Origin of the sequence: Actinobacillus porcinus (assembly GCF_901764995.1) — a bacterium.
In the GTDB taxonomy this organism is placed as follows: domain Bacteria; phylum Pseudomonadota; class Gammaproteobacteria; order Enterobacterales; family Pasteurellaceae; genus Exercitatus; species Exercitatus porcinus.
Genome location: NZ_CABFKI010000008.1, coordinates 1 through 12,784 on the forward strand (window position 1 = coordinate 1; position 12,784 = coordinate 12,784).

Genomic DNA, 12,784 nt, shown 5'->3' on the forward strand with positions numbered 1-12,784 from the left:
TTCAAAACGAATTCTTACAAGTGCCCACACAGATTGTCTGATAAATTGTTAAAGAGCAAAAAATAACGACACGCTGGCTTTTTCTTGTTTTCACAACAGCGCGTCGTTGTGTGGGGCGTATTATAGGGATTTCAAAATCCTTTGCAAGCACTTTTTTCAAAAAAGTTGAAATTAATTTACGAACGATGATTTTGCATACAAAGTGCGGTCAAAATCTGTATTATTTTGCTTTTTTGCGCAAATTATCACCATCATTTTTATGCAAACAAGCCATTAGCAAGGCTAAAACAAGGCCAAAACTAGCAGAAATTAAAAAGGTATTGCTAAACGCCTTTGCCAATTCAAGCTGTTCATTTCCCAAGTGTGCGCGCCACAACGCCAAAATTACAGAAGAAACCGCAATCCCAAATCCAATCCCCACTTGTTGCATCATACTTAACACCGTTGATCCCGCACTGGCTTGCTTATCATTTAAGTCACTAATGGTTAAGGTATTAACTGCGGTAAACATCAAAGACATACAGCCGCCATACCACATCACAACGGGGACATAAATCCATAAAGGCGTATTTTCATTCAAACAAGACATTGTCGCAATGGCACAAGTCATTAAAATCGCATCAACAATCAATGCTCTTTTATAGCCAAATTTCATCAATAACTTAGTCGTGGAAGTTTTTACCAATATAGAACTTAACGCAATGGGGGCAATCATCAATCCTGCGGTTTGCGCATCATAATGAAAAGTAATTTGCAACATCAAAGGTAACAAAAACGGTACGCCCGATCCCGATATTCGCACAAATAAATTCCCTAAAAGCCCCAATCTAAAGGTACGAATTTTCCACAGCGAAAGCGGAATTAACGCATTCTCAATACGTGAAGCATAAATCACATAAATCAAAAGCAATCCAACACCACTTGAGATCAGTATCAGCGCTTTCGCTTTTTGATGAATATCTTCCGCAATCACATCTAAGCCGAAAGTTAATGCCACTAATCCCGAAGCAAATAAAAGAAATCCCACCCAATCTAAGCGCGATGATGTACCGTAATCATTCTTCATATATTGATTCGCCACACCAATACCGACTACAGCAATCGGAATATTAATGAAGAAAATCCAATGCCACGTCATATGCATCACAAACCAACCGCCCAGAATCGGCCCAAGTACAGGCCCAATCAAGCCCGCCATGGCCATTAAATTCCAAGCCGAAATTAAATGAGATTTTTGCACATTCCGAATAATTGCCAGCCGTGCCACGGGCATCATCAACGCCCCACCAACCCCTTGTAAAATCCGAGACGCAATTAATACATTCAAACTCGAAGACATCGCACAAGCCAATGATCCCAATCCAAAAACCAATACCGCGGCTTGAAAGGTTCGGCGCGTACCAAAACGATCGGCGATCCAACCACTCAACGGAATAATAGCCGCCACCGTCAAACTATAACTAATCACCGCCATTTGCATTTCTAAGGGCGACTCACCCAAACTTGCCGAAATAGCCGGCAACGCCGTATTTAAAATAGTCGCATCCAAAGACTGCATAAATAACGCCATTGCCGCAATCCACGCCAAGGGACGATAATTCTCGACTTTACCTTCAGCATTGATCATCACGCTCATCCTATTTTCACTTGCTGCAGATAATAATCCATAATAAAAGAAGTTATTTCCGAAATCTCATTAAGATTTAACCGCACTTTATCTGTTTGCACTTCATAATCCGTTGCAACAGCAAGCACATCTTGATCCAATTCAGGAAAAGGTTTTGTCATCGACTGGCGATGAAGCAAAATTTTTGGAATCGGTTCTTGCTTAAATCCTTCCACCAAAATCAAATCAGTTAAAGCTGGGTCAAATTGCATTGCCAAATAGGTTAAAGAAACAGGTTCCACAGGCGTTTCCGTCATTAATGCCCAACGAGTATCACAAGCCATAATCACCTGACTTGCCCCCGCTTCTTTCATGCGCCAACTATCTTTGCCTTCTTTATCCACCGTTGCATTATGATGGCTATGTTTAATCACCGCCACACGCAATCCAAGTGCGGTTAATTCCGGCACGATTTTTTCAAGCAAAGTGGTTTTGCCGCTACCGCTGTAACCGGTAATACCCAATAATGGAATCATTCTTTGTCTTCTTTTAAGTTATTCGCCACAAATTTTTGTAATTGTGTAATTTCACGTTTCGCCTTATCTGAAAGCACTTTATTCTCTCGTAGCATTTGTTCGCTACGTAGCTGAATATATTTCAAATAATCGCCATTTTTTGTACTTTCAAACTGCGCTTTTGCCGCATACATTTCATTAAAATCTTTATTCGCCTGTGCCAATAACATTTTTTGCCCCATCAAGACAAACAACGCCAAAATCAATGCCACAATTGACGCATATTGCGAAACATACCAAAGCAATCCGGCAATAATTAAAAGTGCGGTGACTAATGGCGATGAATTTTTAACGTAGGTTTCTGCCGGTGGTGCTTTGATTAATTCTTTTAAATTCATATTCACATCCTCAAAATATTGTTTTTTCTGACCGCACTTTTCTCTTTTTGCACACAAAAACAAAGGCAGCCCGAAAGCTGCCCTAAATCATATCATTATTTCAACGAAATTACGCCAAAATACCTAACCAATAACCTAAAATCCCCACACCGAATAATGCAAAGATAATGTACATGGCGTTTACTTTACGGCGTAATAATGCCATACAAACGAATGTTAACAATAACGCCATTAAGCCCGGTAATAAAGAATCTAACACGCTTTGAACAGTGGTCACCACTTCTTCACCAGCTTGGTTTGTGTAGCGAGAAAGTTCTAATGGGATATTGATGCTTGTCCATTTGGACACCAAGGAGCCCATGACAAAGAGACCAAGAATTGACGCCCCTTGAGTCACTTTTTGTAAACGGCCACCACCCATATCACCCACGATTTCCGTCCCTTTTTGGTAACCATATTTGAAACCATACCAACGGGTTAAGGCACGGAAAATATTGATACCGATAAAGAACAATAATGGGCCAAGTAAGCTACCGCTAATCGCAAGACCGGCACCAAGTGCGGCTAAAACCGGGCGTAATGTTCCCCAGAAAATCGGGTCACCCACACCGGCTAAAGGCCCCATAAGACCCACTTTCACACCGCTGATTGCCGCATCATCAATGTCCGCACCATTGGCGCGTTCTTCTTCCATCGCGGCAGTTACGCCCATGATAGCAGAACCGACCCAAGGTTGTGTGTTGAAGAATTCAAGGTGACGTTTTAAGGCTGCCGCTTGATCTTCTTTGGTTGAGTAAAGACGTTTGATTGCAGGAATCATTGATACCGCAAAACCCATAGATTGCATACGTTCAAAGTTGAAAGAACCTAATAAAAAGGTTGAACGCCAGTAAGTTGAGCGAATATCCGCTGCCGTTAATTGTTTTTTCTCAGACATTTTCAAATTCCTTCTTATAGACCTTCAAGTTCATCATCTGCAAGTTCACGTTTTGCTTGCGTTGCCACTTGCGCGTTTTGGTTAAATTGTGGGTTTAATTGGATATAGATTAATGCTAAGCATGCGCCTAAGAAACCTAAACCTACTAAGTTGTAGTCAGAGAATGACGCGATAACGAAACCTAAGAAGAAGAATGGCATTAACGCACCTGCGCGCATCATATTGATCACCATCGCATAACCTACGACCACGATAAAGCCACCTGCGATTTGTAAACCACGTGTTACCACTTCAGGGATTGCATTTAAGGCGTTAGTTACCGTATCTGTACCCGCCACTAAAGCCACCGCAAAAGTAGGAATTGCCACACGTAATGCTTGCAAAGCAAGACCGGTAAAGTGACAAAGTTCAATACCACGGAAGTTAGCTTGTGTCGCATAATCGTCCGCTTTGTGTTGTAAGAAAATGGTTAAAGTACGTACAAAGATCGTCAATACTTGACCTGCTGCCGCTACCGGAATGGCTACCGCGATAGCTGTTGTTTTATCTTGACCGCCTTTGATAACAAGGATAGCCGCGATAACAGAGGCTAATGCCGCATCCGGTGCCATTGCCGCACCTACGTTCATCCAGCCAAGCGCTAACATTTCAAGCATACCGCCTACGATAATACCGGATTGTAAATCGCCAAGCACTAAACCGATTAAGGTACAAGCCACTAATGGGCGATGGGTTTGGCGTTCATCAAGTACAGAACCCATACCGCAAATGGCAGCCACTAAAGTGACTAAGATAATTTCTAATGTTGTCATAAGTTCGTTTCCTTAGAATTGAAGAGCATCTAATTTTGCTTTGGTAATTTCGACTTTCGGGTTGGTCGCCACTTTTTGCATGGTTAAATCAACGCCTAAATCTAATAATTTATGGAACGCTTCCACGTCAGCTTTACCTACGGTCACCGCATCCGATAACATTTTGTTGCCGTCTTTATAGGTCATACCGCCCACGTTCACTTTGTCGATTTTCACACCGCCTTCGATTAAACGTAACACGTCTGCCGGTTTGGTGACTAACCACAAAATATTTTTACCTGTGTATTGCGGATTATGGTAAACCTTAATCGCTTTTTCTACCGGGATGACATAACCTTTTAAGCCCGGTGGCACAATTTGTAACAATAATTCACTACGTAATTTGTCGTTTGCCACTTCATCACTAATCGCAAAAATCGCTTCACATTTCACTGCTTTTGCCCAAGAGGTTGCCACTTGACCATGAATCAAACGGTCATCAATACGCAACAACGTAATATTCATATTACCTTTTAGGTTTGGATCGCGTGGCGCAGGGGCTGCAACAGGTGCCGGCTCTGCTTTTGGCGCAGGCGCCGCTTTAGGCTCAGGATTACGGAATGATTTCACCGCCATCACGCCCACTTCTTTTGCCGTTTCTGCTAATTCTTCGAGATCTGCACCGTCTTTGGCATCTAAAACTTCCAATAACATTGGAAGGCTAATGCCCGTGACAATATCCGTATTGTCTCGGTTTGCCGCCACACGCGCTGCCGCGTTATACGGACTACCACCGAATAAATCTACAAGGAATAATACCGGTTCATTTTCAGGCAGTTTTTCAATAATCGCGTTGTACTTCGCCACTAAATCATCACCACCTTCACCAGGTAAGAATGTAACAACATGGGTATTTTCATCTTCACCGAAAACCATTGCCGCTGAGTTTACGATTTCTTCTGAAAATTTACCGTGTGTCGCAACGATAATATGAGTCATTTCAGATCTCCATTTTAGCCAAAAAATAGGTTTCACGTTTCAGCAATACATCCAATAAAAAAGCAAACGTTTGCTGAAAAATACTGCCCTAGTGTATGTGTTACCTAAAAATAGTCAAACGCTTTTTTTCTAAAGTTTGATCAAGATCACACTAAATTTTTAGTCGCTTCATTTTTTAAAAATCTTACCCTTATTTAACCGCACTTTAACGCGAAAGAATTTCGTCCAATACCACGGGTAATTCCTCCACACCAGCACTTTCCGTAAAATGCTTATAACCATTTAACAACAAATATTTCGCTTCCAAGTGCTCGGCAAGTTGTTCTGTCAATTGCGGATTGACCACCTGATCATCCGCTGAAGCAATCACTATACGCTGTGAGATATTCGCTATCATCGGAAGATAATTTAATTTCTCTTGCGTAAAACAGTCCAATTCGGGCAAATTTGGCAAATGCTGATCAAACCCTGCCACTAGAATAAGCCTGTCTATTTTCTGATTTTGCTGTGCTAAAAAGCGTAATGTGGCAATACACCCCAAACTATGCCCGATAAAGATATCGGTTTCGCGAATATCCGAAATCGCTTTTTGATGGTGCGAAAGCCATTCTTGCGCATTAGGTTGATTTGAGTTGGGCATATCGAATACTTTGACGAAAAACCCTTGATTTTCTAACCGCGCTTTTAACCAAGGAAACCAATGTTTCTGTGAATTTGCCGTGTAGCCGTGCGTGATAAAAACCCTTTTTTGCATAACATTCTCCTTCAATTTCGCCAAAATATAGCAGATTTTGCTTGATTTATCGGTGTTTTTCTTGACTGAACACAAAATTCCTTTATATTTCATAGTTTACACATTTTCAATAACTACAATAGGAGCGTCAGAATGAGCAATTCAAAACGCGAAACATTCTCTGGGCGTAAAGCCTTTATTATGGCAGCCATTGGTTCTGCAGTTGGTCTCGGAAACATTTGGCGTTTCCCTTATACCACGTACGAAAACGGTGGTGGTGCCTTTATTATTCCTTACATCGTTGCCTTATTAACAGCGGGAATTCCGTTGTTATTCTTAGACTACGCTATCGGTCACCGTCACCGTGGCGGCGCACCGTTGTCTTATCGCCGCTTTAACCGCCATTTCGAAACCTTTGGTTGGTGGCAAGTGATGGTCAATGTGATTATCGGTTTATATTATGCGGTGGTTTTAGGTTGGGCAGCGACCTATACTTACTTCTCATTCACCAAAGCTTGGGGCGATAAACCCGTTGATTTCTTCGTAGGTAATTTCCTGAAAATGGGTGATATTGCCCAAGGCATTAGCCTAGAATTTGTGGGAATGGTTGTAGGCCCATTAATTGCTGTTTGGGTGATCGCACTTGCGGTATTAGCCCTTGGGGTGCAAAAAGGGATTTCAAAATCCTCAAGCATTTTGATGCCATTACTCATTGTCATGTTCTTATCTTTAGTGGTGTATTCTTTAACCTTAGACGGCGCAGCCAAAGGCTTGGACGCTCTCTTTACACCTGATTGGGATAAACTTTCTGATCCAAGTGTTTGGATTGCGGCTTATGGGCAGATTTTCTTCTCGCTCTCTATCTGTTTCGGTATCATGGTAACTTACGCGTCTTACTTGAAAAAAGACTCTGATTTAACAGGTACCGGCTTAGTGGTGGGTTTTGCTAACTCAAGTTTTGAGGTATTGGCGGGGATCGGCGTCTTCTCTGCGCTTGGTTTTATGGCAACTGCACAGGGCGTTGAAGTGAGTGAAGTGGCGAAAGGCGGTATTGGTTTAGCGTTCTTTGCTTTCCCAACCATTATCAATGAAATTACACCGTTTGGCGAAGTCATCGGCGTCTTATTCTTTGGTTCATTAACCTTTGCAGCCTTAACGTCTTTCATCTCTGTGATTGAAGTGATTATTTCTGCAGTACAAGATAAGCTTCGTATTCGCCGTTCAAAAGTCACCTTTATTGTGGGCTTACCAATGATGGTTGTTTCTGTGGTGCTCTTTGGAACCACAACAGGCTTACCAATGCTCGATGTTCTCGATAAATTCGTCAACTACTTTGGTATTGTTGCCGTAGCCTTCGTTTCACTGATGGTTATTGTAGCCAATGAAAAATTAGGTTTATTGGGTGAACACATCAATGAAACCTCATCATTTAAAGTGGGCTTTTTCTGGCGTTTATGTATTGTTGTAACCACGGGTATCTTAGCCTTTATGCTCTTTAGCGAAGGGGCGAAAGTCTTTACGGAAGGTTATGAAGGTTATCCAAGTTGGTTTATTAACATTTTCGGTTGGGGAATGGCAGGCAGTCTCGTTGTCGTAGCGTTCTTACTCTCTCGCTTAAAATGGAAAAGTGAAACCTTAGCGGAACATAAAGGAGAATAATAATGTCAACAAGCGCAATAATTATGATGGTAGTGGCATTAGTGATCATCTGGGGTGGATTGGCACTGTCAATTTTCCACTTGCCAAAAGAATAAAAAAATTAACCGCACTTTAAGCGCTTTCTTAAGTGCGGTTAAATTTTACTGCCTTTCTAAAGCGTTGCTCAGTTAATGACAACTGCCTTTTTTACTACAACATTTATCACAACCATTGCAAACACCTCGCTTGCGATTAAGTACAAACTTCCAAACAATATAGCTCACGCAAGCAATGCCGATTATTCCTACAATAATATTTTGAATCATAAAACCCCCGATGCAATATGATAAACCACCAGTGCAAAGAAATAAGCCAAGGCAAACAGATAAGCGGTAATTAAGGCAGTTTGTTTGGTTGATTTCGTTTCTCGCTTAATTACGGCAAGTGTCGCCATACACATTGGCGCATAAATATACCAAGTGATAAAAGCCAACGCCGTTGGTAAGCCCCAATCATTGGTGACCACTGGCGTGAGCGATTCCATAATTTGATCTTCAGAACCGCTCATAGCATATACCGTTCCCAATGCTGCAACCACCACTTCACGTGCCGCAATACCCGGAATCATGGCGATACACATTTGCCATGTGAAACCTAATGGCGCGAAAATAGGTTCAATAATATGACCTAACATCCCCGCAAAAGTATAATCAATCGCAGGGGCTGCCGCACTTTCCGGTGCAGAAGGGAATGTCACTAAGAACCACAAAATCACGCTTAAAGCAAAAATTACCGTACCTGCTCGTTTTAAGAATGCGCTCACGCGTTCCCACAACGTTAAGCAAATATGTCTAAAGTTTGGCATACGATAAGTTGGCAATTCCATTAACAGCGGGAATTGTTGGATTGTGCCTTTTCGTAACGCAAAACGTTTGGTGACGTAAGCCACTAATCCTGCGGATAAAATACCAATAAAGTACAAAGCAAACAGCACTAAACCCTGTAAATTAAAAATGCCCCAAACGGTTTGATCGGGAATAATCGCCCCGATAATCAACGCATAAACAGGCAAACGCGCAGAACAGGTTAACATCGGTGCAATGGCAATCGTCACTAAACGCTCACGTGGATCTTGAATTGTTCTTGCGGACATCACGGCAGGAACAGCACAAGCAAAGCTCGAGAGCAACGGAATGAAAGCACGTCCTGATAAACCACTTTTAGCAAGCAAGTTATCCAATAAGAATGCGGCGCGTGGTAAATAGCCTGAGTCTTCCAATAACAAAATAAAGGCAAATAAAATGGTAATTTGCGGAAGGAAAACCAACACACCACCCACGCCGGCAATCACCCCATTGACCAACAAATCCGCCAACAAACCTTCAGGTAATTGCGTTGTCACCCATTCCCCTAACCAGGTAAAGCCGTCTTCAATTAGCGTCATAATAGGTTCCGCCCAAGAATACACGGCTTGGAACACCAAAAGAAGAATAACCAATAATAAGCTCACGCCCAAAATAGGGTGCATCACAAAATGATCTAACCGCTGATGCCACATAGGAAGTTCTAGCTCTCGCGTAACAGCCTGAGACAAAATCTGCTCAACGTCTTGATAAAGTTGCTGGCTATCGATTTGCTCAAGCATTTTTTCGGCAGATTCCGTATCTAAAGGCGTGGCAGTTTGGTGGGGTAAATTTTTGATCGCTTCACATAAAGCTTTCGTTCCATCTTTTTTAATGGCAACAGTTTCCAAAACCGGCACATCGAGCAATTCACTCAGTTTTTGCGTATCAATCAACAAACCACGCGAACGCGCTACATCACTTAAATTAAGGGCTACCACAATGGGTAAACCAAGCTGCTTAATTTCAAGCACCATACGTAATGTCATGCGAAGATTGGTTGCATCGGCAACGGCAATAATCCCATCAGGGCGTTGGCCCATTTTGCCTAATACCACATCGCGCGCCACCGCTTCGTCTAATGTGGTGGTACGTAAACTATAGGTTCCCGGTAAATCAACAATACGAATATTGGTATCCTCAATAAACGTCCCTTCTAACTTATCAACGGTTACCCCAACATAGTTGGCAACTTTGGCATTGGAACCCGTTAATCGATTGAAAAGTGCGGTTTTGCCACAGTTGGGCGCACCTAAAAGAGAAAAATAGCAACTCATGTTACTCACCTACAATTCGACATAAAATCTTATCCGCCTCAGTTGCCCGTAAGGCAAATTGAGACTTATTCCCCAAGCGCACAGCATAAGGACCTTGACCTAAGGGGCCTTTGGCAATCACTTTAAGCGGCATCCCTTTATAGAACCCTAAATCAGCTAAACGGCGGCTCACAATATGATCAATCTCACCAAAAACATCACTGCTCGCAATTTCATGAATTTGCGCCGAGACATTTTTTTCTAGTGAAGAAAGTGAAATTACTGACATTTTGCACCTCTCATGTTAAATAAAAATAACTCGCATTATAATACATAAATGAGAATTAATCGTAAATGGAACAAGTATTCAATTCATTGATCTAGGTCATATTTATAAACGATTCTGTGTAACTATTTTCTTTTCAACCATTTTTATGTTTTAATAGCCCAACTCATTATCGTATTAAGGTTTAATCGATGTATTCAGGTCTTCTCATTGGGATGCTTTTCGGCATCTTGCTTCAACGTGGGCAATTCTGTTTCGTTTCAGGATTTCGCCAAATTTATCAGCAAAAAAGTCTCCGTTTTCTCACCGCGCTTTTTATCGCCATTAGTATTCAATCCATTGGTTTCTTTGCGCTCGCTGAATTAGGTTTAATCACCATTCCCACATCACAACTTCCCGTTCTCGCCACCTTACTCGGCGGACTCATTTTCGGGGTTGGCATGGTGCTTGCAAACTGTTGCGGCAGTGGCGCATGGTTTCGCTCGGGCGAAGGTGCCTTGGGCAGTTTTATTGCCCTAATCACTTTTTCCATCACAATGGCATCCACACAAACAGGTTCATTGAAAAATATGATTAATGGACTGACTGCCAACCCAACTGAAATCGACAACATTTATCTCACCTTCGGTATTTCGCCTTGGGTTTTCGTTGCTTTTTTAGTGCTTATCACCTTGATTCTAATCAAAAAAACCATTCATTCCGACAATGCCTCGTCCTTCACCCCATTCATAACAGGCGCATTCATCGGCTTGCTCGGCATAGTCGCTTGGTATTTCAGCGCACAAACCGGACGTCATTACGGCTTTGGCATCGCCGTGCCCTCTGCAAACGTAGTGCAATATTTAGTCACCGGACAACAACGCTATTTGAACTGGGGAAGTTTGTTTGTGCTCGGCATTATTGTGGGGTCATTCCTATCCGCAAAACTCGCCGGTAATTTCACCTTGCGCGTTCCTGAGCCCCAAGATTTTTTACGCCGCATTGTGGGCGGTGTACTAATGGGAATCGGCGCAGCACTTGCGGGTGGTTGTACGGTGACCAATGCGCTTGTCGCCACCGCTTATTTTTCTTGGCAAGGTTGGCTTGCCACCCTAATGATTTTCATCGGAAGTTGGATCGCCAACTTAGTTTTCAAACGTTCTTAAAAAGGAAAAACCATGAAATTTTTAACCGCACTTTTAACAAGCTCTATCGCGTTAGCACTCACCGCTTGCGAAGATCGCAGTGTAAAAAACATCGACACAGAAACCCTGCTCAAAAATATAGACAACCCCGATTATGTGGTTATCGACACGCGCCAAGACAGCTTATACAACGGTTTCAAAGATAAGAATGCCACACGCGGCGGACATATCAAAGGCGCCATTCAATTTACTACTGAATGGCTAGACGGCATTGCCGAAGATAAATTTGAAAGTTTTGCTGCAGGAAAGGGGATTACAAAAGAAAAAACCTTGGTGTTTTACGATAGTAATCCTGACAACTTAGAGCGCGTTTCAGCGGAATTTGCCGCAAAAGGCTACAAAGTGCGCGTATTTAATGACTATTTAAACTACGCCAATGCCACGGATTACCCGCTTGAGCAGTTCCCCAATTTCCGATATAGCGTATCGCCGCAATGGGTGGATGCGGTAATGAAAGGGGAAAAACCGGAAAGCTACCACAATGACAAATTTATGATTTTTGAAGTGTCTTGGGGGCCGTTAGAACAAGCCAAAGCCTATACACAACATATTGTCGGCTCGTACCATTTTAATACGGACTGGATTGAAAATGACCCTGTTTGGAATTTATCCGATCCGCAAACCATTGAAGCCAATTTGCTCAAAAACGGTATTACAAAAGACAAAACCATTATTTTATATTCCGATAATCAACTGGCAGCATACCGTGTATTTTGGGCACTCAAATGGGCGGGCGTAGAAGATGTTCGTGTACTCAATGGCAATCTTAGCACGTGGATGGACGCCAATTTACCAACAGAAACCCAAGTGAATATGCCACAGCCAGAAACGGCTTTTGGTGCAACCATTCCTGCACACCCGGAAATTAATATTTCAATGCCGCAAGAGGCCATTCAAGCACAACAAGCAGGCACAAAACTTATCAGCAATCGCTCTTGGGATGAATATCAAGGCAAAATCAGCGGCTATGATTACATCCCGGGTAAAGGCGAACCGCAAGGGGCAATTTGGGGATTTGCAGGAACCAATTCGTCCAATATGGCAGATTATTACGACCCCGACAACACCTTGCGCAACCCTAATGAAATCTTTGCCTTATGGGAAACCCAAGGCATTAAAAAAGGCGATAAATTAGCCTTTTATTGTGGTACAGGCTGGCGCGCCGGCGTACCTTGGTTTATGACCCAATTGGCAGGTTGGGACGATACTTATGTCTATGACGGCGGCTGGAATGCGTGGCAAATGGACTCTAAATTCCCTGTACAAAAAGGTGCACCACATAATATGAGCAAACCTGACGCCAAAAATGATTTTGGCAAAGTGATAAAAAAAGGGGCATCTTGTAAGAGTTAGGGGGGTGTAAATTACTGAATTATTCCACCTATTGTGCAATGTTAACGCCAATATGTAGGGGCGAAAAATTTTTCGCCCTGATGTCTCGGTGATTTTGGGGCAAAAAATATTTTGCCCCTACAACACCTTTTAAACATGAATATCAACATGACAAAATCCCCCAAAGCGCGGTCAATTTTGACCGCA

At 42.5% G+C, this 12,784-nt stretch carries 14 protein-coding genes; 4 read left to right on the forward strand and 10 right to left on the reverse strand.

What is annotated here, in order from left to right; genetic code table 11:
* Nucleotides 1–220: 220 nt before the first annotated feature.
* The 7 genes from E7T07_RS06915 to E7T07_RS06945 all read right to left on the reverse strand — a co-directional run bounded on the left by E7T07_RS06915 (nucleotide 221) and on the right by E7T07_RS06945 (nucleotide 6,000).
* Nucleotides 221–1,627 (reverse strand): DHA2 family efflux MFS transporter permease subunit, encoded by a 1,407-nt coding sequence (locus E7T07_RS06915; RefSeq protein ID WP_135710175.1) that lies wholly within the window; start codon nucleotides 1,625–1,627, stop codon nucleotides 221–223.
* A gap of 5 nt (nucleotides 1,628–1,632) precedes the next feature.
* Entirely contained in the window at nucleotides 1,633–2,142 is a 510-nt protein-coding gene (gene mobB / locus E7T07_RS06920) for a molybdopterin-guanine dinucleotide biosynthesis protein B (protein ID WP_135710177.1), read from the reverse strand.
* A complete protein-coding gene (locus E7T07_RS06925) occupies nucleotides 2,139–2,519 on the reverse strand; it encodes a hypothetical protein (protein WP_135710179.1) in 381 nt (126 codons plus the stop codon). The genes mobB and E7T07_RS06925 overlap by 4 nt, the downstream gene beginning before the upstream one ends.
* Before the next feature lie 109 nt (nucleotides 2,520–2,628).
* Complete coding sequence (gene manZ, locus E7T07_RS06930; RefSeq protein ID WP_135710181.1) at nucleotides 2,629–3,456, reverse strand: PTS mannose transporter subunit IID; 828 nt, start codon at nucleotides 3,454–3,456, stop codon at nucleotides 2,629–2,631.
* A 14-nt stretch (nucleotides 3,457–3,470) separates the two neighbouring features.
* The gene (locus E7T07_RS06935; protein ID WP_135710183.1) at nucleotides 3,471–4,268 is read right to left on the reverse strand and encodes a PTS mannose/fructose/sorbose transporter subunit IIC; all 798 of its coding nucleotides are present in this window, start codon (nucleotides 4,266–4,268) and stop codon (nucleotides 3,471–3,473) included.
* 12 nt (nucleotides 4,269–4,280) lie between these two features.
* Nucleotides 4,281–5,246, reverse strand: a complete 966-nt coding sequence (locus E7T07_RS06940) for a mannose/fructose/sorbose PTS transporter subunit IIA (RefSeq protein WP_135710185.1) — start codon at nucleotides 5,244–5,246, stop codon at nucleotides 4,281–4,283.
* A 205-nt stretch (nucleotides 5,247–5,451) separates the two neighbouring features.
* Nucleotides 5,452–6,000 carry an RBBP9/YdeN family alpha/beta hydrolase gene (locus tag E7T07_RS06945; protein ID WP_135710187.1) on the reverse strand — a complete coding sequence of 183 codons (549 nt, stop codon included), beginning with the start codon at nucleotides 5,998–6,000 and terminating at the stop codon, nucleotides 5,452–5,454.
* Between the two features lie 132 nt (nucleotides 6,001–6,132).
* On the opposite strand from E7T07_RS06945, the gene E7T07_RS06950 reads away from it, so the two are divergent.
* Both E7T07_RS06950 and E7T07_RS11265 read left to right on the forward strand, forming a co-directional pair.
* Nucleotides 6,133–7,638: a sodium-dependent transporter gene (locus E7T07_RS06950; RefSeq protein WP_135710189.1), complete on the forward strand. Its 1,506-nt coding sequence runs from the start codon at nucleotides 6,133–6,135 to the stop codon at nucleotides 7,636–7,638.
* 2 nt (nucleotides 7,639–7,640) lie between these two features.
* Nucleotides 7,641–7,733 carry a methionine/alanine import family NSS transporter small subunit gene (locus E7T07_RS11265; protein WP_135710191.1) on the forward strand — a complete coding sequence of 31 codons (93 nt, stop codon included), beginning with the start codon at nucleotides 7,641–7,643 and terminating at the stop codon, nucleotides 7,731–7,733.
* Between the two features lie 72 nt (nucleotides 7,734–7,805).
* On the opposite strand, the gene E7T07_RS06960 is transcribed toward E7T07_RS11265, so the two are convergent.
* Genes E7T07_RS06960 through E7T07_RS06970 form a run of 3 tightly spaced genes read right to left on the reverse strand, consistent with a single transcriptional unit; the run spans nucleotide 7,806 to nucleotide 10,064 of the window.
* Entirely contained in the window at nucleotides 7,806–7,943 is a 138-nt protein-coding gene (locus E7T07_RS06960) for a FeoB-associated Cys-rich membrane protein (protein ID WP_135710193.1), read from the reverse strand.
* On the reverse strand, nucleotides 7,940–9,796 hold the full coding sequence (gene feoB / locus E7T07_RS06965; RefSeq protein ID WP_135710195.1) for a ferrous iron transporter B: 1,857 nt from the start codon (nucleotides 9,794–9,796) through the stop codon (nucleotides 7,940–7,942). Before feoB ends, E7T07_RS06960 begins: the two co-directional genes overlap by 4 nt.
* A 1-nt stretch (nucleotide 9,797) precedes the next feature.
* A complete protein-coding gene (locus E7T07_RS06970; RefSeq protein ID WP_135710197.1) occupies nucleotides 9,798–10,064 on the reverse strand; it encodes a FeoA family protein in 267 nt (88 codons plus the stop codon).
* 188 nt (nucleotides 10,065–10,252) lie between these two features.
* Between E7T07_RS06970 and E7T07_RS06975 the strand changes: the two genes are divergently transcribed.
* Nucleotides 10,253–11,206, forward strand: coding sequence for a YeeE/YedE family protein (locus tag E7T07_RS06975; protein WP_135710199.1), 954 nt, complete (start codon nucleotides 10,253–10,255; stop codon nucleotides 11,204–11,206).
* Between the two features lie 12 nt (nucleotides 11,207–11,218).
* On the forward strand, nucleotides 11,219–12,598 hold the full coding sequence (locus E7T07_RS06980) for a rhodanese-like domain-containing protein (protein ID WP_135710201.1): 1,380 nt from the start codon (nucleotides 11,219–11,221) through the stop codon (nucleotides 12,596–12,598).
* Nucleotides 12,599–12,784: the final 186 nt, after the last annotated feature.

Excerpts from the sequence above, each read along its gene's own strand:
- E7T07_RS06915 (WP_135710175.1), bottom strand. The coding sequence starts at position 1,627 with ATGATCAATGCTGAAGGTAAAGTCGAGAATTATCGTCCCTTGGCGTGG.
- mobB (WP_135710177.1), bottom strand. The coding sequence starts at position 2,142 with ATGATTCCATTATTGGGTATTACCGGTTACAGCGGTAGCGGCAAAACC.
- E7T07_RS06925 (WP_135710179.1), bottom strand. The coding sequence starts at position 2,519 with ATGAATTTAAAAGAATTAATCAAAGCACCACCGGCAGAAACCTACGTT.
- manZ (WP_135710181.1), bottom strand. The coding sequence starts at position 3,456 with ATGTCTGAGAAAAAACAATTAACGGCAGCGGATATTCGCTCAACTTAC.
- E7T07_RS06935 (WP_135710183.1), bottom strand. The coding sequence starts at position 4,268 with ATGACAACATTAGAAATTATCTTAGTCACTTTAGTGGCTGCCATTTGC.
- E7T07_RS06940 (WP_135710185.1), bottom strand. The coding sequence starts at position 5,246 with ATGACTCATATTATCGTTGCGACACACGGTAAATTTTCAGAAGAAATC.
- E7T07_RS06945 (WP_135710187.1), bottom strand. The coding sequence starts at position 6,000 with ATGCAAAAAAGGGTTTTTATCACGCACGGCTACACGGCAAATTCACAG.
- E7T07_RS06950 (WP_135710189.1), top strand. The coding sequence starts at position 6,133 with ATGAGCAATTCAAAACGCGAAACATTCTCTGGGCGTAAAGCCTTTATT.
- E7T07_RS11265 (WP_135710191.1), top strand. The coding sequence starts at position 7,641 with ATGTCAACAAGCGCAATAATTATGATGGTAGTGGCATTAGTGATCATC.
- E7T07_RS06960 (WP_135710193.1), bottom strand. The coding sequence starts at position 7,943 with ATGATTCAAAATATTATTGTAGGAATAATCGGCATTGCTTGCGTGAGC.
- feoB (WP_135710195.1), bottom strand. The coding sequence starts at position 9,796 with ATGAGTTGCTATTTTTCTCTTTTAGGTGCGCCCAACTGTGGCAAAACC.
- E7T07_RS06970 (WP_135710197.1), bottom strand. The coding sequence starts at position 10,064 with ATGTCAGTAATTTCACTTTCTTCACTAGAAAAAAATGTCTCGGCGCAA.
- E7T07_RS06975 (WP_135710199.1), top strand. The coding sequence starts at position 10,253 with ATGTATTCAGGTCTTCTCATTGGGATGCTTTTCGGCATCTTGCTTCAA.
- E7T07_RS06980 (WP_135710201.1), top strand. The coding sequence starts at position 11,219 with ATGAAATTTTTAACCGCACTTTTAACAAGCTCTATCGCGTTAGCACTC.